Source organism: Variovorax sp. GW821-FHT09B05 (assembly GCF_059418265.1).
In genome coordinates this window covers 402,676-419,153 of the sequence record NZ_JBWKPN010000006.1, presented here as the reverse complement: position 1 = coordinate 419,153, position 16,478 = coordinate 402,676, and the positions used below count along the sequence as shown (strand labels likewise).

At 67.6% G+C, this 16,478-nt stretch carries 16 protein-coding genes and 2 tRNA genes; 5 read left to right on the top strand and 13 right to left on the bottom strand.

Features of this window, described 5'->3' with window-relative positions; genetic code table 11:
* Positions 1-759, bottom strand: coding sequence for a 5'/3'-nucleotidase SurE (gene surE, locus AC07RM_RS18675; protein ID WP_495335466.1), 759 nt, complete (start codon positions 757-759; stop codon positions 1-3).
* Positions 760-889: 130 nt separating this feature from the next.
* Here surE and AC07RM_RS18670 point away from each other — a divergent pair, with 130 nt between their 5' ends.
* Positions 890-1,876, top strand: coding sequence for an NADPH:quinone oxidoreductase family protein (locus tag AC07RM_RS18670; RefSeq protein ID WP_057590318.1), 987 nt, complete (start codon positions 890-892; stop codon positions 1,874-1,876).
* Between the two features lie 111 nt (positions 1,877-1,987).
* Here the strand turns inward: AC07RM_RS18670 and AC07RM_RS18665 are convergent, their stop codons facing one another.
* From AC07RM_RS18665 to AC07RM_RS18655, 3 genes are all read right to left on the bottom strand, one after another.
* The gene (locus tag AC07RM_RS18665; RefSeq protein ID WP_093343020.1) at positions 1,988-2,335 is read right to left on the bottom strand and encodes an H-NS histone family protein; all 348 of its coding nucleotides are present in this window, start codon (positions 2,333-2,335) and stop codon (positions 1,988-1,990) included.
* A gap of 355 nt (positions 2,336-2,690) precedes the next feature.
* Positions 2,691-2,766, bottom strand: a tRNA-His gene (locus AC07RM_RS18660).
* Positions 2,767-2,843: 77 nt separating this feature from the next.
* Entirely contained in the window at positions 2,844-3,500 is a 657-nt protein-coding gene (locus AC07RM_RS18655) for a YbhB/YbcL family Raf kinase inhibitor-like protein (protein ID WP_495335465.1), read from the bottom strand.
* Positions 3,501-3,704: 204 nt separating this feature from the next.
* On the opposite strand from AC07RM_RS18655, the gene AC07RM_RS18650 reads away from it, so the two are divergent.
* Together AC07RM_RS18650 and AC07RM_RS18645 are read left to right on the top strand one after the other, a co-directional pair.
* Positions 3,705-3,953, top strand: coding sequence for a GlsB/YeaQ/YmgE family stress response membrane protein (locus AC07RM_RS18650; RefSeq protein WP_093343024.1), 249 nt, complete (start codon positions 3,705-3,707; stop codon positions 3,951-3,953).
* A 25-nt stretch (positions 3,954-3,978) separates the two neighbouring features.
* On the top strand, positions 3,979-4,311 hold the full coding sequence (locus tag AC07RM_RS18645; RefSeq protein WP_093343026.1) for a hypothetical protein: 333 nt from the start codon (positions 3,979-3,981) through the stop codon (positions 4,309-4,311).
* 15 nt (positions 4,312-4,326) lie between these two features.
* On the opposite strand, the gene AC07RM_RS18640 is transcribed toward AC07RM_RS18645, so the two are convergent.
* From AC07RM_RS18640 to AC07RM_RS18615, 6 genes are all read right to left on the bottom strand, one after another.
* Positions 4,327-5,001, bottom strand: a complete 675-nt coding sequence (locus tag AC07RM_RS18640; protein ID WP_208512135.1) for a histidine phosphatase family protein — start codon at positions 4,999-5,001, stop codon at positions 4,327-4,329.
* A gap of 115 nt (positions 5,002-5,116) precedes the next feature.
* Complete coding sequence (locus AC07RM_RS18635; RefSeq protein WP_296801306.1) at positions 5,117-7,036, bottom strand: SurA N-terminal domain-containing protein; 1,920 nt, start codon at positions 7,034-7,036, stop codon at positions 5,117-5,119.
* A gap of 76 nt (positions 7,037-7,112) precedes the next feature.
* Positions 7,113-7,188, bottom strand: a tRNA-Val gene (locus AC07RM_RS18630).
* A gap of 38 nt (positions 7,189-7,226) precedes the next feature.
* Complete coding sequence (locus AC07RM_RS18625; protein WP_007830705.1) at positions 7,227-7,499, bottom strand: HU family DNA-binding protein; 273 nt, start codon at positions 7,497-7,499, stop codon at positions 7,227-7,229.
* 232 nt (positions 7,500-7,731) lie between these two features.
* A complete protein-coding gene (locus AC07RM_RS18620) occupies positions 7,732-8,817 on the bottom strand; it encodes a tartrate dehydrogenase (protein WP_495335464.1) in 1,086 nt (361 codons plus the stop codon).
* Positions 8,814-9,728, bottom strand: a complete 915-nt coding sequence (locus AC07RM_RS18615) for an alpha/beta fold hydrolase (protein ID WP_495335463.1) — start codon at positions 9,726-9,728, stop codon at positions 8,814-8,816. Before AC07RM_RS18615 ends, AC07RM_RS18620 begins: the two co-directional genes overlap by 4 nt.
* A 70-nt stretch (positions 9,729-9,798) precedes the next feature.
* Between AC07RM_RS18615 and AC07RM_RS18610 the strand changes: the two genes are divergently transcribed.
* Complete coding sequence (locus tag AC07RM_RS18610) at positions 9,799-10,746, top strand: LysR family transcriptional regulator (RefSeq protein WP_495335462.1); 948 nt, start codon at positions 9,799-9,801, stop codon at positions 10,744-10,746.
* A 16-nt stretch (positions 10,747-10,762) separates the two neighbouring features.
* On the opposite strand, the gene AC07RM_RS18605 is transcribed toward AC07RM_RS18610, so the two are convergent.
* The 3 genes from AC07RM_RS18605 to uvrC all read right to left on the bottom strand — a co-directional run bounded on the left by AC07RM_RS18605 (position 10,763) and on the right by uvrC (position 14,276).
* The gene (locus AC07RM_RS18605; protein ID WP_495335461.1) at positions 10,763-11,647 is read right to left on the bottom strand and encodes a DMT family transporter; all 885 of its coding nucleotides are present in this window, start codon (positions 11,645-11,647) and stop codon (positions 10,763-10,765) included.
* A complete protein-coding gene (gene pgsA / locus AC07RM_RS18600; RefSeq protein WP_057590401.1) occupies positions 11,644-12,210 on the bottom strand; it encodes a CDP-diacylglycerol--glycerol-3-phosphate 3-phosphatidyltransferase in 567 nt (188 codons plus the stop codon). The genes AC07RM_RS18605 and pgsA overlap by 4 nt, the downstream gene beginning before the upstream one ends.
* Positions 12,211-12,293: 83 nt before the next feature.
* The gene (gene uvrC, locus AC07RM_RS18595) at positions 12,294-14,276 is read right to left on the bottom strand and encodes an excinuclease ABC subunit UvrC (protein ID WP_490876155.1); all 1,983 of its coding nucleotides are present in this window, start codon (positions 14,274-14,276) and stop codon (positions 12,294-12,296) included.
* Between the two features lie 146 nt (positions 14,277-14,422).
* On the opposite strand from uvrC, the gene ggt reads away from it, so the two are divergent.
* Positions 14,423-16,468 (top strand): gamma-glutamyltransferase, encoded by a 2,046-nt coding sequence (gene ggt / locus AC07RM_RS18590; protein WP_495335460.1) that lies wholly within the window; start codon positions 14,423-14,425, stop codon positions 16,466-16,468.
* The last annotated feature ends 10 nt before the right edge of the window (positions 16,469-16,478 follow it).

Below are 16,478 nucleotides of genomic sequence, written 5' to 3'. Positions count from 1 at the left end.
TCAGTCGGCGAGCCGGACCACCGCGTCGCGCCACTGGCCCAGGTTGGCGTGGTCGGTCAGGTCGATCTGCAACGGCGTCAGCGCCACGTGGCCCTCGGCCGTGGCATGGAAGTCGGTGCCCTCGCCGCTGTCCTTGGCGCTGCCCGCGCCGGCGATCCAGTACATCGTGTCTCCACGCGGGCTTTCCTGCGTGATGACCTTCTCGGCCGCATGACGGCGGCCCAGTCGGCACACCTTCACCGGCTTGAGCTCATCGAACGGCCGGTTCGGCACGTTGACGTTGAGCAGGAAGGCGCCGCCGTCGAGCATGCGCTCGCGCTCGATGCGCTGCACCAGCCGGCGCGCCACCTGGGCAGCCGCATCGACATGGGCCCAGCCCTTCTCGATCTGCGAGAACGCGATCGCGGGAATGCCGAACAGGTAGGCCTCCATGGCCGCGCCGACGGTGCCCGAATAGATGGTGTCGTCGCCCATGTTGGCGCCGTTGTTGATGCCCGAGACCACGAGGTCGGGCCGGTAGCCGAGCAGGCCCTTGAGCGCGATGTGCACGCAGTCGGCCGGGGTGCCGGTCACGTAGCGGAAGCCGTTGTGCGCGGTGTGGACGTAGAGCGGTGCGGCCAGCGTCAACGCGTTCGACTTGGCGCTGTTGTTGTGCTCGGGCGCCACCACCTCGACGTCGGCCAGATCCTTGAGCGCGTCGTGCAGTGCGACGATGCCTGGCGCCTGGAAGCCATCGTCGTTGGAAATGAGTATCTTCATGATGCGGTGCGGTGCAACGGATTGTAGGCGTCGGGTGCGTCGCAGCAGGGACAAGGACACGCGAGGGCGACGCCTATCATCGCGCGCTTCATTGCCTCAACATTACTACCCGTTTCGAAGGAGACCGAGCATGCACGCATGGCTTTGCGAGAACCCCGTCGGCGTCGACGCGCTCACCTGGAAAGAGCTGCCCACGCCGACACCCGGCCCGGGCCAGGTGCTGATCGAGATCCGGGCCGCGAGCCTGAATTTCCCCGACCTGCTGATCGTGCAGAACAAGTACCAGATGAAGCCGCCGCTGCCCTTCGTGCCGGGCTCGGAGTACGCGGGGATCGTCCAGGCCGTGGGCGAAGGCGTCACGCACCTCAAGGTCGGCCAGAACGTCGCCTGCCTCTCGGGCACCGGCGGCTTCGCCACCCACACGCTGGCGCCCGCGGCACTGTGCATGCCGCTGCCCGAAGGCTTCGGCCATGTCGACGCCGCCGCCTTCATCATGATCTACGCGACCTCGTGGCATGCCCTGATGGACCGCGCGCAGCTCAAGGCCGGCGAAACCGTGCTGGTGCTCGGCGCGGCGGGCGGCGTGGGCACGGCGGCCATCCAGATCGCCAAGGCGGCCGGCGCCAAGGTGATCGCGGCGGCTTCCACCGACGAGAAATGCGAGCTGTGCCGTTCGATCGGTGCCGACGCGACGATCAACTACACCACGCATGCGCTGCCGAACGGTTTCAGGGATGCCATCAAGGCCGCGACCGACGGCAAAGGCCCGGACGTCATATACGACCCGGTCGGCGGCGATTTCGCGGAACCCGCATTTCGCTCGATCGGATGGCGCGGCCGCTATTTGGTCGTGGGTTTTGCGTCGGGCCCGATTCCCTCGCTGCCATTGAACCTCACGCTGTTGAAAGGCGCGTCGCTGGTCGGCGTGTTCTGGGGCGATTTCGCCAAGCGCGAGCCGAAGGCCAACGCGCAGATGATGGCCGAATTGGCGCAATGGTATGGCCAGGGAAAGATCAAGCCGGTGATCGACAGCACGATGCCGATGGCCGAATTGAAAGCCGCCTACGCGCACATGGGCTCGCGCGGCGTCAAGGGAAAGCTCGTGATGGTGAACTGATCGCCACGGACCTGGGCATCGCGAGATGGATGTCCATGCCCGCAATAAAAAAGCCCGCGCATGCGGGCTTTTTTATTGCGGAATCGGCCAGCGCGTGTTCGCGCACCACGCTCACTTGATCTCGAAATCCGTCAGCGACTTGCCGGCGGCCAGCGCCTCGGTCACCCAGCGCGGCTTGCGGCCACGGCCACCGGACCAGGTTTCGCCGGTCGGGCTGCGGTACTTGGCGGCGGCCTTGGGCGCCGGCGTGCTCGCGGCGCGCTTGACGGAAACGGCACGGCCGGCCGAAAGCTTCAAATCCGACGCGGTCAGACCATAGTCGGCGATCTTCTTGCGAATCTCCTCGATCACCCCGGCACGTTCATGGTTGCGCAGTTCTTCGGCCTGCTTGCGCAATTGCGCGATCTGTTCGTCGTGCTTCTGGATCTGGGAATTGATATCTGCGAGCGTCGAGGCCATTGGCGAACTCCTGTAAATGAAAACGCCCGCAGTTTAATTCAGTTTGCAATTGATTTTGAGCAAACCCGAGCAGAAAAATCCGGGCCGCTTGGCGTTTTACAACAGCCGAGGGGGTAAAACGCCCCGTTCCTGGGCAAGATCGGAGGCCGGGCCAGGGTTTTGAACGCTCGGCTGCAATGGCACAGCGAAGAATTTGAATGCCGCGGTACCGCCGTGGCCCGTTTCGGCTCGCTCGCGCCTATTCGGAAGCAGGAAAGAAATGCCCGGCCCGGCATTGCATGCAAAAGGCGCTATAGCGCGCCCCAAAAGAAAAACGGCCCTGGATCGCTCCAGGGCCGTTTCTTCGGAATTCATATGGGGTGGCTGATGGGACTCGAACCCACGACGACCAGAATCACAATCTGGGACTCTACCAGCTGAGCTACAGCCACCGTAATAGAGTCCACGATTATAGCCATAAAAGCCGCGCGCCCGACCCCGGTTTGAAAGAATGATGCGCGCGGCCCACTCAACCCGCCGCCAGCGGGCCGGAGGGCGCCACCTGCGGCGCCTCCTCGTGCGCGGCGTCCTTCTGCCGGATCGAACCGTCCGATCGCTCGAAGGTGCCGATCAGCAGGCCGCTGGCGATCGCATGTGCCTTCAGTTCGTCGACCACCTCGTCCCGCCCGGGCGCCACCGAGAACTCGTGTGCCCGGTCGAGCGCGAACAACTGGAAGGCATAGCGATGCACGCCGTGCCCGGGCGGCGGATCGGGCGGCAGCCAGGCGGCCTGCAGCCCGGAGTTTCGCCCGGCATGCACCGTGTCCTGCCCTTCGTTGCCCTGGCTCGGCAGCGCCGCCTCGACCAGCCGGGTGTCGCCGGGCGGCAGGCTGACGACGATGGCATGCACCAGCGGGTTCGGCGTGGGCGAATCCGCGTCCTCCACCACCAGCAGCAGCGAGGCGGTGCCTTGCGGCACGCCCTCCCACTGCAGGGGCGGCGACAGCCCTTCGCCATCGGCCGTGTAGCGCGGCGGAATCGGCGCGTGATCGGCAAAGGCCACGCTGGTCAGCGAAATAGTGGCCATGCCTTCGCGCAGGCCGAGCGTGTTGAAAACGATCTTGTCCAGGCCGGCACGCACGCCGTGCAGGGCCTGGCCGATGACTTCGGGCAACTTTTCGAGCATGCCAAGGGTATAGCGCCCCGTTCGCCGCAGCCCTGTAGGACGCCACAGCGGGCCGGCCACAGCCGTCGGCGCCAAATCGCGCAGCCTTGCATCCCGATTCGCCGGTGCGCGCTTTCGCAGCGCCCGCGCGGCGCATCCGGCCGCTATCATGGCCGCGCCCTGCCATGCGGGCGCCGCTTCATTCACGAACCAAAGGGATCACTCATGAGCATCGTCTGGACCATCCTGATCGGCTTCGTCGTAGGTCTGGTGGCACGCGCCGTCAAGCCGGGCGACGACTCCGCGGGCTTCATCGTCACCACGCTGATCGGCATCGCGGGCTCGCTGATCGTCACCTATGTGGGCCAGTCGCTCGGCTGGTACACCGCCGGCCAGGGCGCCGGCTTCATCGCGTCGGTGCTCGGCGCGATCGTGCTGCTGATCCTCTACGGCCTCATCAAGCGCAAGAGCTGAGCAGCCGGGCCATCGGGCGGGGCCGATGCCACGCAAACCCCGCGCGCACCACCATGTCTACGTGGTCGAGCTCGACGACCGCGTCTGGAACATCGGCCGCTTCCGGCGCGCCAATCCCGACTACCAGCTCGGCAAGCCCTTCGTCTACGTGGGCATGACCGGGCTCGATCCCGACATCCGCTTCGACAAGCACAAGGCCGGCATCCAGGCCAACAGCTTCGTGCAGGACTACGGCCTGCACCTGCTGCCCGCGCTCTACGAGCGCTACAACCCGATGAACTACGAAGACGCGCGCTCGATGGAAGTCGAGCTCGGCATCGCCCTGCGCAAGGCGGGCTACGGCGTCTGGCAGGCCTGAACGCGAAGGCGCGCTTCAGGAGTAGGTGACCCAGTCCTCGTACGCCGGCCCGTCGAGATGCGGCAGCGTGTTGTAGGTCACCAGCATGTGGCGCTTGGGCGTGAAGGCGAACTCGGTCACCGACGAATTGCGGATGCGCAGGTTGAGCTCGATCGTGGTCTCGGGACTGGTGCCCAGCACATGGCCCACCGCCGTGCTGATCGGGCCGCCGCTCGACACCACGAGCACCTTGGCCCCATGGTGCTTGTCGCGCACGTGATCGAGCGCGGTGGTCACGCCCGCGAGAAAGTCCACGTAGCTGGGCATGCCGACCGGCTTCGTGCGCCCCTGCATCCACGCGCCCAGCCCTTCGCGCAGCAGGCGGAAGTGATGCCGGTACATCTCGGGCGAATCGGGCTTCTCGAGCTTGCCTTCGTGGATCGTGGCGATCACCGCCTCGCTGTCGTACTCGTTGAGGCCGGGCCACGGCAGCACGTCGTCGCGCGTCAGACCGAGGCCCTGCGCGATGCCTTCCCAGGTCTGCCGATGCCGGCGCAAGGTGCCGGTGATCACGGCGTCGAAACGCATGCCGCGCTCGCGCCAGTACTCGCCGAGCCGCACCGACTGCCTGTGGCCCAGTTCGCTCAGGTTGTCGTAGTCGGCCGCGCCGAAGCTGGCCTGGCCATGGCGCACGAGGTAGAGAGTTCCCATGCGCGGATTCTGGCAAGAAGCGACCGCGGCGCTTGTCCCACGCGAGACGGAAAAAGCAACGGGCCGCACAAGGCGGCCCGCGAAGGGAAGAGGAAGTGCCTCGCGGCGCGACCGGTCAGCGTGCGCCGGCGAACGGCAGTCCGTCGGTCGCGGGACGCGGCACCAGGATCTCGGCCTTGTAGCGATCCTTCAGCAGGTTGTAGTAGGCGGCGTCTTCGGCGGCGGCGATCGACTGGCCGACCTGCGCGTTCTCCTGCTTCGCGACTTCCGCCGTCGGCGCGGTGCGCGGCACGGCCTTGGTCACGCGCACCACGGCATAGCCCTGCGTGCCGAGGTCGACGCCGACCAGGGTCGGCAGCTTGCTGGCGTCGGCACGCAGCGCGGCCTCGACCACCACGCCCGGCTGCGCCTTCGCATCGATGCGCGACACGGTGACGGGTGCCGCGAAGTTGGCGCCGTCGGCCTTCGTGGTCCAGGCCGCGAGCTTGGCCTCGCCCTCGGTCTTCGCAAGGGCTGCCGCGCGTTCGGTGACGAGCTGCGCACGGATCTTGTCCTTCACGTCGGCCAGCGGGATCGGATGCGCGGCCGAGTACTGGGTCACGCGGCCCGAGGCGAGCTGGTTGGTGCCGACCTCGATCGCTTCGGTGTTCTGCTTGCGGCTCAGCGAATCGGGCGAGAACAGCGCGCTCAGGAAGTTGCGGCTCGCGAGCGGCCCGGTCGCACCGGGCGCGGCCGTGCGGCCGATATTGGTCGCGGTCTGGATCGTGAGCTTGAGCTTCTCGGCGGCCGGCTTGAGGCTGTCGGGCTGCTGGTACACGGCATCGGTGAAGGTCTCGGCAGCCTTGGCGAACTCCTGCGTGGCCTGCTGGGCACGGTAGTCGTTCTCGAGGGTGGCACGCACCTGCTCGAACGGCGGTACCACGGCCGGCTTGATGTCGTCCAGGCGGATGATGTGATAGCCGAACTCGGTCTCGACGACGTTGCTGATCTCGCCCTTCTTCAACGCGAACATCGCGTCTTCGAAAGGCTTGACCATCGCGCCGCGCGTGACGAAGTCGAGGTCGCCGCCCTTCTCTGCCGAGCCCGGGTCCTGTGAGTTCTTGCGCGCGACATCGGCGAAGGTGTTGGGCGCCTTGCGCACGTCGGCCAGCAACTGCTCGGCCTTGGCCTTCGCCTTGGCGCGATCGGCTGCCGGCGCGCTGGCGGCCGCGGTGATCAGGATGTGGCTCGCACGGCGTTCTTCCTTGGTGCCGAAGCGCGAGGTGTTCTGGTCGTAATAGCTCTTGAGCTCGGCCTCGTTGACCGTCACGTTCTTCTTGGCCGCTTCGAGGTCGAGCAGCAGGTACTCGATGCTCGCCTGCTCGGGCGCCTGGAACTGCGACGTGTGGTCCTTGTAGTAGGTCTCGATGTCGGCATCGCTGACCGTGACCTTCGACGCGAAGCCCTCGGGCGCGAAGCGCGACACCTGGATCTCGCGCTGCTCGTAGAACGCGTTGATGGTGGCGGCGGCCAGCGCGGGCGGCGTGAAGGTGGTGCCCGATACGCCCAGCAGCAGTTGCTGCGTGGCGAGTTCGGCGCGCATCGACGCTTCGTACTGCTCGGGGGTGCGGCCGGTCACGCGCTGGAAGGCGTCGCGGTCGAACTTGCCCTCGGGCGTGCGGAAGGTCGCGAGGCCCGGATCCTGCGCGAAGATGCGCGAGAGGCGCTCCTCGGAGACCGTCATGTTGGCCTTGTTGGCCGCAACCGTCAGCACGCGGTCGCGAACCATCTTCTCGAGCGTGGCGTAGCGCAGCGCATCGGAGTCGAGCACCAGCGGGTCGACGTTGGGCGACTGCTGGCGGATGCGGTCGGTTTCCACGCGATGCTGCGCATCCCATTCGGGCCGCGTGATGCTGGCGCCATCGACATGCGCGACGGCCTCGTCCTTGGAAAAGCCCTGGTAGCGCTCGACGCCGAACAGCACGAACGACGGGATGATCAGCAAGAACAAGACAATCATCATGATCTTGTTGTACTTGCGGAAGAAATCAAACATGCTTGAACACTCTCATGCGGTGGCTGTCGGACGGCAATAAAAAAGGCGAACCGTTGTTCGCCTTTGCATCGGGTGGTGGTGGGTGCTGAGGGGCTCGAACCCCCGACCTACGCCTTGTAAGGGCGCCGCTCTACCAGCTGAGCTAAGCACCCCACCGGGAATACTTTTCTTCCGAGTTCTCGTCGTCGACTTAGTTCAACGCGTCCTTGAGGGCCTTGCCGGGACGGAACTTCGGAATCTTGGCGGCCTTGATTTTAATCGCGTCGCCGGTGCGGGGATTGCGACCCGTACGGGCCGCACGTTTACCAACTGCAAAAGTACCGAAACCGACGAGCGACACGGAGCCGCCCTTCTTGAGCGTTGTACGAATGGCGCCGATGGTGGATTCGAGCGCGCGCGTGGCGGCTGCTTTGGAAATATCGGCGTTCTTTGCGATGTGCTCAATCAGTTCGGTCTTGTTCACAAGGGCCCCTTGTAGAAAAAAGTTGGTCGGCTTTCGTCGGCTGGCGAGTCGGTCGCGACGTGGTGCGACGCAGAAGCTTGGCAGGCCTGACGCCCCGGCAGCGCGCTGCCATCGGGGATTACAACCACTGGCCTGCGGGGTGTCAATACGACATCAGCCCGTGCGGCGCAGCGGAGCGCGCGATTCTAGGGGCGTTTCGCGAAGACCTTTTTCCGCCGGGGCCGCAGCCGTCTCACAAGGCCTCGGCGATCGCTTTTCCGAGGTCGCTGGTGCTCGCCTTGCCACCGATATCGGGTGTGCGCGGCGCACCGCTTCCGGGCGCGAGCACCTTCTCGATGGTCGACAGGATCGCGTCGTGCGCGTCCTTGTGGCCGAGGAACTCCAGCATCATCGCGCCGCACCAGATCTGGCCGATCGGGTTGGCGATCCCCTTGCCCGCGATGTCGGGCGCCGAGCCATGCACCGGTTCGAACAGCGAGGGCGTGGTGCGCTCGGGGTTGAGGTTGGCGCTCGGCGCGATACCGATGGTGCCGGTGCAGGCCGGTCCCAGGTCGGACAGGATGTCGCCGAACAGGTTGCTCGCCACCACCACGTCGAAGAAGTCGGGCCGCTGCACGAAGTGCGCGGTGAGGATGTCGATGTGGAACTTGTCGAGCGTCACGCCCGGATAGGCCTTCGCCATCTCGGCCACGCGCTCGTCCCAGTAGGGCATGGTGATCGAGATGCCGTTCGACTTGGTGGCACTGGTCAGGTGCTTCTTCGTACGCGACTGCGCGAGCTCGAACGCGAACTTGAGCACGCGGTCCACGCCCACGCGCGACATCACGGTTTCCTGCACAACGATCTCGCGCGGCGTGCCTTCGTACATGCGCCCGCCGATGCTCGAGTACTCGCCCTCGGTGTTCTCGCGCACGATGTACATGTCGATCTCGCCGGGCTGGCGCGGCGAGCCGTCGCGGCGCACCACCGGTGCGACGATGCCGGGCATGAGGCGCGCGGGACGCAGGTTGATGTACTGGTCGAACTCGCGGCGGAACAGCAGCAGCGAGCCCCACAGCGAGATGTGGTCGGCGATCTTCTCGGGCCAGCCGACCGCGCCGAAGAAGATGGCGTCGTGGCCGCCGATCTGGTCCTTCCAGTCGTCGGGCAGCATCTTGCCGTGCTTCTCGCAGTAGTCCCAGCTCGAGAAGTCGAAGTGGTCGAACTTCAGGTCGATGCCGAACTTGCGCGCCGCCGCATCGAGCACGCGCACGCCCTCGGGCGTGGTTTCCTTGCCGATGCCGTCGCCGGCGATGACTGCGATTCTGTGGGTGGTCATGGTCTGGGTCCTTCCGATGGGATGAGCGGTGCAAAGAAGTCGAGTGCCTCGGCGAGCAGTTCGCCCGGCGCCTCCTCGGGAACGTAGTGGCCGCAGGGCAGCGCATGCCCCTCGACCCGGTCGGCGCGCTCGCGCCACAGCGCCAGCACGTCGAAGGCGCGGCCGACCACGCCGTGCGCGCCCCACAGCACGCGCAGCGGCATCGCGAGCCGCGCGCCCGCGGCGATGTCGGCGCGGTCGTGATCGAGGTCGATGCCGGCCGAAGCGCGGTAGTCCTCGCAGATGGATTCGGCGCTGCCCGGGATGGCCGCGCAGCGCTCGTACTCCGCGAGCACCTCGGGCGCGAAGGGCGCGAGCCCCGCGTGGCGTCCGCCCATCACGCTGCGCACGTAGCGCACCGGATCGGAGGCGATCAGCGCCTCGGGCAGCGGCGGCGGCTGGATCAGGAAGAACCAGTGCCAGTAGGCGCGCGCGAAGGCTTCCGAGGTGTGCTCGTACATGGCGAGCGTGGGCGCGATGTCGAGCAGCAGCATGCGCTCGACCGCCGCCGGATGGTCGGCCGCGAGCCGGTGCGCCACGCGCGCGCCGCGGTCGTGCGCGAGCACGCCGAAGCGTTCGAAGCCGTGATGGCGCATCGCCGCGAGCGCATCGAGCGCCATCGCGCGCTTGCTGTGGTTCTCGTGCGCGGCATCTGCGGCGGGCCGGCCCGAATCGCCGTAGCCGCGCAAATCGATCGCCACCACGGTGAAGCGCTCGGCCAGTGCGGGCGCGACACGGTGCCAGATGGCGTGCGTCTGCGGGTGTCCGTGCAGCAGCAGCAAGGGTGCGCCATGGCCGCCGATGCGGCCGTGCACGCGCACGCCATCGCGTTCGATGTCGAAGACGGGAAAGTCGAGGAAGGAGGCGGTCACGCGGCGATTGTGCGTTGCGCACCCGGGTCCATCAAGCAACAATCGGCCAATTCATACTTTCCGTTCTGGCATGAATTCATTGGCACTGGAGCGCGGCGACCTGCAACTGGCGCTGGCCATCCGCGAACACGGCAGCCTCGCGGGCGCGGCCGGCGCGCTCGACGTCGTGCCCTCGGTGGTCACCAAGCGGCTCGGCGCGCTCGAGGCGCGGCTGGGCCAGCGGCTGTTCGACCGCACCACGCGCCGGCTCAGCGTCACGGCCGAAGGCGAGGCCGTGTGCCGGCATGCGAAGCAGCTGCTCGAAGGCTTCGCGGCGCTCGAGGGCGAGCTCGGCGAGCGCCAGAACGAGCTCACGGGCGCGGTGCGGCTGGCCGCCACCTTCGGCTTCGGCCGGCGCTGGCTCGGTCCGGCACTGGCGGAATTCCAGGCCGGCCACCCGGCCCTGCGCATCGAACTGCAACTGACCGAGCGCCTGCCCGACCTGGGCGCCGAAGGCTACGACGGCGCGCTGTGGTTGTGGGCGGTGCAGCAGCGCCACGCCTCGGACTGGGTTTCGCGCCGCATCGCGCGCAACCAGCGCGTGCTGGCGGCCGCGCCCTCCTACCTCGCGCGCCGCGGTACGCCGGCCAGCGTCGAGGCCCTGGCCACGCACGACTGCCTGGTCGCGCGCGAGAACGGCGAGATCCACCGGCAGGAGTACGCGCTGTGGTCGCTGCGGCACGGCCGCGACGGCAGCACGGCGCGCGTGCGGGTGCAAGGGCCGCTGTCGAGCAATTCGGGCGAGATGGTGCGCGACTGGTGCCTGGCGGGCCACGGGATCATGCTGCGCAGCCTCTGGGACATCGCGCCGCAGCTGGCCTCGGGCGCGCTGGTTCGGGTGCTACCGCAGTACGCGATGCCCGATGCCGACATCCACTGGATCGCGCCCTGGCGGCCGAAAACGCCGCGGCGGGTGCGGCTGCTGGTCGACCACCTGGCCAAGCGCTTTCGTGGCGAGCCCTGGAAGCCGGCGCGCTAGGCGAAAGCCCCGAGCCTCAGCGGGCCGCGCGCACCACCAGGCTCACGCCCACCGCCGTGAGCGCCGTGCCCAGCAGCGTGGCCAGCGTGATCTGCTCGCGAAACAGCAGCCAGGCCATGAGGGCCGTGCAAGGCGGCACCAGGTAGAGCAGGCTCGTGACCGCGGTCGCGGTGCCGCGCTGGATCAGTATGTAGAGCAGCGAACTCCCACCCAGCGAGAGCGCGAGCACCGACCAGGCCATCGCGCCGATCGAATGCGCGTTCCACGCGATGGCCGCGGGCTCGAGCAGCGCGAACGGCAAGGTCACGACCACGGCCGCCGCCATCTGCACCGCGCTGGCGCTGCGCACGTCGCAGGGCGCGACGAAGCGCTTCTGATAGAGAGTGCCTGCGGTGATTGCCCCCAGCGCCATGAGTGCCAGGCTCATGGTCTCGGCATTGACCTCCGAGCCGTCGCCCAACTTGCGCCACACCACCAGCACCAGCCCGGCGAAGCCCAGCGCGAGACCCAGCCACTGCCGTGGCGACACGCGCCCGCCGTTGAAGGACATCCAGATCGCGGTCAGCACCGGCTGGATGCCGACCAGCAGCGCGACCAGCCCCGAGCCCATGCCCGCGCGCACCGCGGCCCAGACCCCGCCGAGGTAGCCGGCCTGCATCAGGATGCCCGTGACCGCGAGGTGCCCCCACTGCGCCCGCGTCGATGGCCAGGCCACGCGCGCCAGCGCGACCCACAGGCCGAAGCAGAGGAACGAGAGCACGAAGCGCACGGCCAGGAACTTGAAGGGCGGTGCATGCGGCATGCCGTAGCGCGCGACGATGAAGCCGGTGCTCCAGATCAGCACGAAGACCGCGGGCATGGCCCGCAACCAGCCCGCCTCGCGGGCTGAGGCGGCGCTCATTTGGCCCGGGCCCGGATCTCGGGAATGGCCTTTTGCAGGTAATAGACCATCGACCACACGGTGAGCACGGCCGAGACCCAGATCAGCCACTGGCCCCACAGGCCGGTGTCGATGAAGCCGAACAGCTGCCCGTCGTAGAGCAGGAACGGGATCGCGACCATCTGCACCGTCGTCTTGACCTTGCCGATCATGTGCACCGCCACGCTCTTGCTGGCGCCGATCTGGGCCATCCATTCGCGCAGCGCCGAGATCGCGATCTCGCGGCCGATGATGATCAGCGCCACGAACACGTCAGCCCGGTTCAGGTGCACCAGCACCAGCAGCGAGGCGCAGACCAGGAACTTATCGGCCACCGGGTCGAGGAAGGCGCCGAAGGCCGAGGTCTGGTTGAGCTTGCGCGCCAGGAAGCCGTCGAGCCAGTCGGTGGCCGCGAACACGATGAACATGACCGTGGCGATCACATTGCGCATCGGGTCGGCGATGGGCAGGTAGAACACGCCGACGATCAGGGGGATCGCGACGATGCGCGTCCAGGTCATGATGGTCGGCAGGGTCCAGAACATGCGCTCGATTGTGTCACGCGAAAACGATGGATTCGAGAACGGGGGCAAAGCCGTGCCGGCGGCCTCCCCCCGCGGCGTCAAGTTCAGTGCAGCGCACGGTAGATTTCCTCGGCCAGGTCGAAGGCGATGCCCTCGACCGAGGCGATGTCCTCCACGCTGGCCGCCGCCACGCCGCGGATGCCGCCGAAGCGCTGCAGCAGCCGGGCCCGGCGCTTCGGGCCGATGCCCGGGATGTCCTCGAGCTGGCTGCCGCCCACGCGCACCTTGGCGCGCTTGGCGCGCATGCCGGTGATGGCGAAGCGGTGCGCCTCGTCGCGGATCTGGGCCACCAGCATCAGCGCCGCCGAATCCTTGCCGAGGTAGACCTTCTCGCGGCCGTCGGCGAACACCAGCTCCTCGAGGCCGACCTTGCGGCCCTCGCCCTTCTCGACCCCGACGATCAGCGACAGCGGCAGGCCGAGCTCGCTGAACACCTCGCGCGCCATCGACACCTGGCCCTTGCCGCCATCGACCAGCACCAGCTCCGGCATGCGCGCGCCCCGGGCCCGGGCCGGCGCCGCGGCACCCTCGACACCCTCGGCGCCTTCGCTCTCGGCATCGCCGGGCGGCAGCGCCTCGGTCTCGGCGGCCATCGCCTCGGCCAGCTTGCCGTAGCGGCGATGGAGCACCTGGCGCATCGCCGCATAGTCGTCGCCGGGCGTGATGCCGTCGATGTTGTAGCGGCGGTATTCCTTGTTCTGCATCGCGTGGTGCTCGAACACCACGCACGAGGCCTGCGTGGCCTCGCCCGCGGTGTGCGAGATGTCGAAGCACTCGACGCGGAAGTTGTCGAGGTCCTCGCTCGCGAGTTCCAGCGCATCGGCCAGCGCGCGGGTGCGGGCCTGCTGCGAGCCCTCCTCGGCCAGCAGCCGCGCCAGTTGCAGGCTGGCGTTCTTCTCGGCCATCTCGAGCCAGTGGCGGCGCTGCTCGCGCGGCTGGAACACGGCCGTCACGCGCGTGCCCGACTGCAGCGACACCGCCTCGATCAGCTCGCGGCCCACGGTTTCGCTGAGCACCAAAGTGGCCGGCACCGGCACGTCGATGTAGTGCTGCGCGATGAAGGCCTCGAGCACCTGCACCTCGACCGAATCGGTGACGGCGGGGGCTCCCTCGCCCTCGTCGTTGTCGAGCTCGCCGTGCTGCATCAGCGAGGCATCCTCGACGTGCACCGGGAAATAGGGCCGGTCGCCCAGGTGACGGCCGCCGCGCACCATGGCCAGGTTCACGCAGGCCTTGCCGCCCTGCACCTTGACCGCGAGGATGTCCACGTCCTTGTCGGAGGCGATCTCGATCGACTGCTGGTGCAGCACGCGCGAGATCGCCGACATCTGGTTGCGCAGCTCGGCCGCCTGCTCGAACTCCAGCTTCTCGGCATGCGAGGTCATGCGCTGCTCGAGCGTGGTGAGCACCAGTTGCGTGTCGCCGCGCAGGAAGGCCTCGGCGCTCGCCACGTCCTGCGCGTAAGCCTCGGTCGAGATGTGGCCCACGCAGGGACCGGTGCAGCGCTTGATCTGGTAGAGCAGGCAGGGCCGGGTGCGGTTGGCGTAGACCGTGTCCTCGCAGGTGCGCAGCTTGAACACCTTCTGCAGCAGCTGGATCGACTCCTTGACGGCCCAGGCGCTCGGGTACGGCCCGAAGTAGCGGTGCTTCTTGTCGACCGCGCCGCGGTAGTAGGCCAGCCGTGGAAACTGGTGCGAGGCGATCTTCAGGTAGGGGTAGCTCTTGTCGTCGCGAAACAGGATGTTGTAGCGCGGCTTGAGCGTCTTGATGAGGTTGTTCTCGAGCAGCAGCGCCTCGGCCTCGGAGCGCACCACGGTGGTTTCCATGCGCGCGATCTTCGAGATCATGTGGCCGATGCGCGTGCCGCCGTGGCTCTTCTGGAAGTAGTTGGCGACCCGTTTCTTGAGGTTGCGCGCCTTGCCCACGTAGAGCACGGCGCCACCGGCGTCGAAGTAGCGGTAGACGCCCGGCAGCTGCGGCAGGGCCGCCACTTCGCTGAGCAGTTGATCGGAATGCACGTCTGACATGGCGGCTATTGTGGCGCGCGGCGCGCGGCCCCATGGCGCGCCTGCGCGCAAACCCCGTGGTGGGTGGAATGAAATGTGCTGATGATGGATGCGGGCGCGAGGAGCGCCCGTCTCGTTTCAACACAACTACTCGGGAAACTCTCTCCATGACGAAGAAGATCCAGTCGCGCGCCTGGTGGGCGCTCTCGCCCCTGGCGGTGGCATTGACGGTGGCCGGTTGCGGCGGCGGCGGTGGCGGCCAGGACAACGCCGCGCTGATCGCGACGATCGCCGCCATCAACGCAGCCAACACTCCGCCGCCACCGCCCGCAGCCGACAAGGGCTGCCTGATCGGCGACAGCGGCACGCAGGTGGTGGTGGGCTCGGGCGACCCCGGCGATCCGGCCGCGCCCGAACCGGCCTCGGGCTACGTGGTCGGCCACAAACTGGTCTACGCGAAGAACTACATGGTGGTGGCCAACCACCCGCTGGCCACGCGCGCGGGTTGCGACGTCCTCAAGGCCGGCGGTAGCGCTGTCGACGCAGCCGTCGCGGTGCAGGCGGTGCTGGGGCTGGTCGAACCGCAGTCCAGCGGCCTGGGTGGCGGCGCCTTCATGCTGCACTACGACGCGAAGACCAAGAAGGTGCAGGCCTACGACGGACGCGAGATGGCGCCCGCCGCGGCCACCGAGAACTACCTGCGCTACGCGGTGCAGACCGATCCCGCCAGCGGACTGCCCAAGCCCAACGCGCGCGCCAGTGGCCGCGCGGTCGGCACGCCGGGCGCCGTGCGCATGCTCGACGTCGCTTATAAGGACCACGGCAAGCTGCCATGGAAGGACCTTTTCAGCTACGGCATCACGCTGGCCTCCGATGGTTTCCCGATCGGTGGCCGCATGGCCGCAGCGATCTCCTCGTCGGCCTCCAACCTCAAGCGCGACGCCGACGCGACGGCTTATTTCTTCAACGACGACGGCACGCCGAAGGCATTGGGCACCAAGCTCAAGAATCCGGCCTACGCCAAGACGCTGACCACGCTCGCCAACGAGGGCGCCAACGCGTTCTATACCGGCCCCATCGCTCAGGCGATCGTCGACAAGATCGGCATCACCACCGCGGCCAACGACGGCTCGGCCATCACGCCCGGCGTGACGACCATGGCCGACATGGCCAACTACGTGGCCAAGCGTCGCGACCCGGTCTGCGGCACCTACCGTGACTACTACGTCTGCAGCATGTCGCCGCCCTCGTCCGGCGGCATCGCGGTGGTGCAGGCGCTCGGCATCCTCGAGACCTTCAACCTGGGCCTGTACAAGCCCAGCGCGATCGACATCGAAGGCGGCAAGCCCAGCGTGATGGGCGTGCACCTGGTGAGCGAGGCCGAACGCCTGGCCTACGCCGACCGCGACAAGTACGTGGCCGACACCGACTTCATCCCGCTGCCCGGCGGCTCGGCCGACACGATGCTCAACAAGCCGTACCTGCAGAAGCGGGCCAGCCTGATCAGCCTGTCCAAGAGCATGGGCGTGGCCGCGGCCGGCGACCTCGGCAGCGTGCCGCTGGGCATCGACAAAACCGAGGAGCATGGCACGACCCACTTCACCGTGGTCGACAAGCAGGGCAACGTGGTGACGATGACGACCACGGTCGAGAGCACGCTGGGCTCGTTCCACATGACGCAGGGCTTCATGCTGAACAACCAGCTGACCGACTTCTCGGCCAACCCGAACGACACCACCGACCCGAGCATCAAGGTCGCCAACCGGGTCGCCCCGGGCAAGCGTCCGCGCAGCACGATGGCGCCGACCCTGGTGTTCAAGAAGAACACCGACGGCAGCATGGGCGAGTTCGTGATGGGCACCGGCTCGCCGGGCGGCGGCACGATCATCCAGTACGTGGTGAAGACCGTGGTCGGCGCGCTCGACTGGGGCCTCGATGCGCAACAGGCGACCTCGCTGGTCGACTTCGGCGCCACCAACAGCGTGACCACCAACGTGGGCGGCGAGCACCCAGCCATCGACACCTCGAACTCGGGCAACAACGATCCGCTGATCGCCGGCCTGCGCGCGCTGGGCCACACGGTGAACTTCGGCGCCCAGTCCAGCGGCATCAGCACCATCATCCGCACCAACGTCGGTGGCCAGCCGGTGCTCACGGGCGGTGCCGATCCGCGGCGCGAAGGCATCGTGCTCGGCGATACCTTCACGCCCTGATCCGGGCCCG

Coding starts and splice junctions, on each gene's coding strand:
- ggt (WP_495335460.1), top strand. CDS start 14,423: ATGACGAAGAAGATCCAGTCGCGCGCCTGGTGGGCGCTCTCGCCCCTG.
- AC07RM_RS18635 (WP_296801306.1), bottom strand. CDS start 7,036: ATGTTTGATTTCTTCCGCAAGTACAACAAGATCATGATGATTGTCTTG.
- AC07RM_RS18610 (WP_495335462.1), top strand. CDS start 9,799: ATGAATTCATTGGCACTGGAGCGCGGCGACCTGCAACTGGCGCTGGCC.
- AC07RM_RS18620 (WP_495335464.1), bottom strand. CDS start 8,817: ATGACCACCCACAGAATCGCAGTCATCGCCGGCGACGGCATCGGCAAG.
- AC07RM_RS18605 (WP_495335461.1), bottom strand. CDS start 11,647: ATGAGCGCCGCCTCAGCCCGCGAGGCGGGCTGGTTGCGGGCCATGCCC.
- AC07RM_RS18670 (WP_057590318.1), top strand. CDS start 890: ATGCACGCATGGCTTTGCGAGAACCCCGTCGGCGTCGACGCGCTCACC.
- AC07RM_RS18655 (WP_495335465.1), bottom strand. CDS start 3,500: ATGCTCGAAAAGTTGCCCGAAGTCATCGGCCAGGCCCTGCACGGCGTG.
- AC07RM_RS18640 (WP_208512135.1), bottom strand. CDS start 5,001: ATGGGAACTCTCTACCTCGTGCGCCATGGCCAGGCCAGCTTCGGCGCG.
- AC07RM_RS18665 (WP_093343020.1), bottom strand. CDS start 2,335: ATGGCCTCGACGCTCGCAGATATCAATTCCCAGATCCAGAAGCACGAC.
- surE (WP_495335466.1), bottom strand. CDS start 759: ATGAAGATACTCATTTCCAACGACGATGGCTTCCAGGCGCCAGGCATC.
- AC07RM_RS18645 (WP_093343026.1), top strand. CDS start 3,979: ATGCCACGCAAACCCCGCGCGCACCACCATGTCTACGTGGTCGAGCTC.
- uvrC (WP_490876155.1), bottom strand. CDS start 14,276: ATGTCAGACGTGCATTCCGATCAACTGCTCAGCGAAGTGGCGGCCCTG.
- AC07RM_RS18650 (WP_093343024.1), top strand. CDS start 3,705: ATGAGCATCGTCTGGACCATCCTGATCGGCTTCGTCGTAGGTCTGGTG.
- pgsA (WP_057590401.1), bottom strand. CDS start 12,210: ATGTTCTGGACCCTGCCGACCATCATGACCTGGACGCGCATCGTCGCG.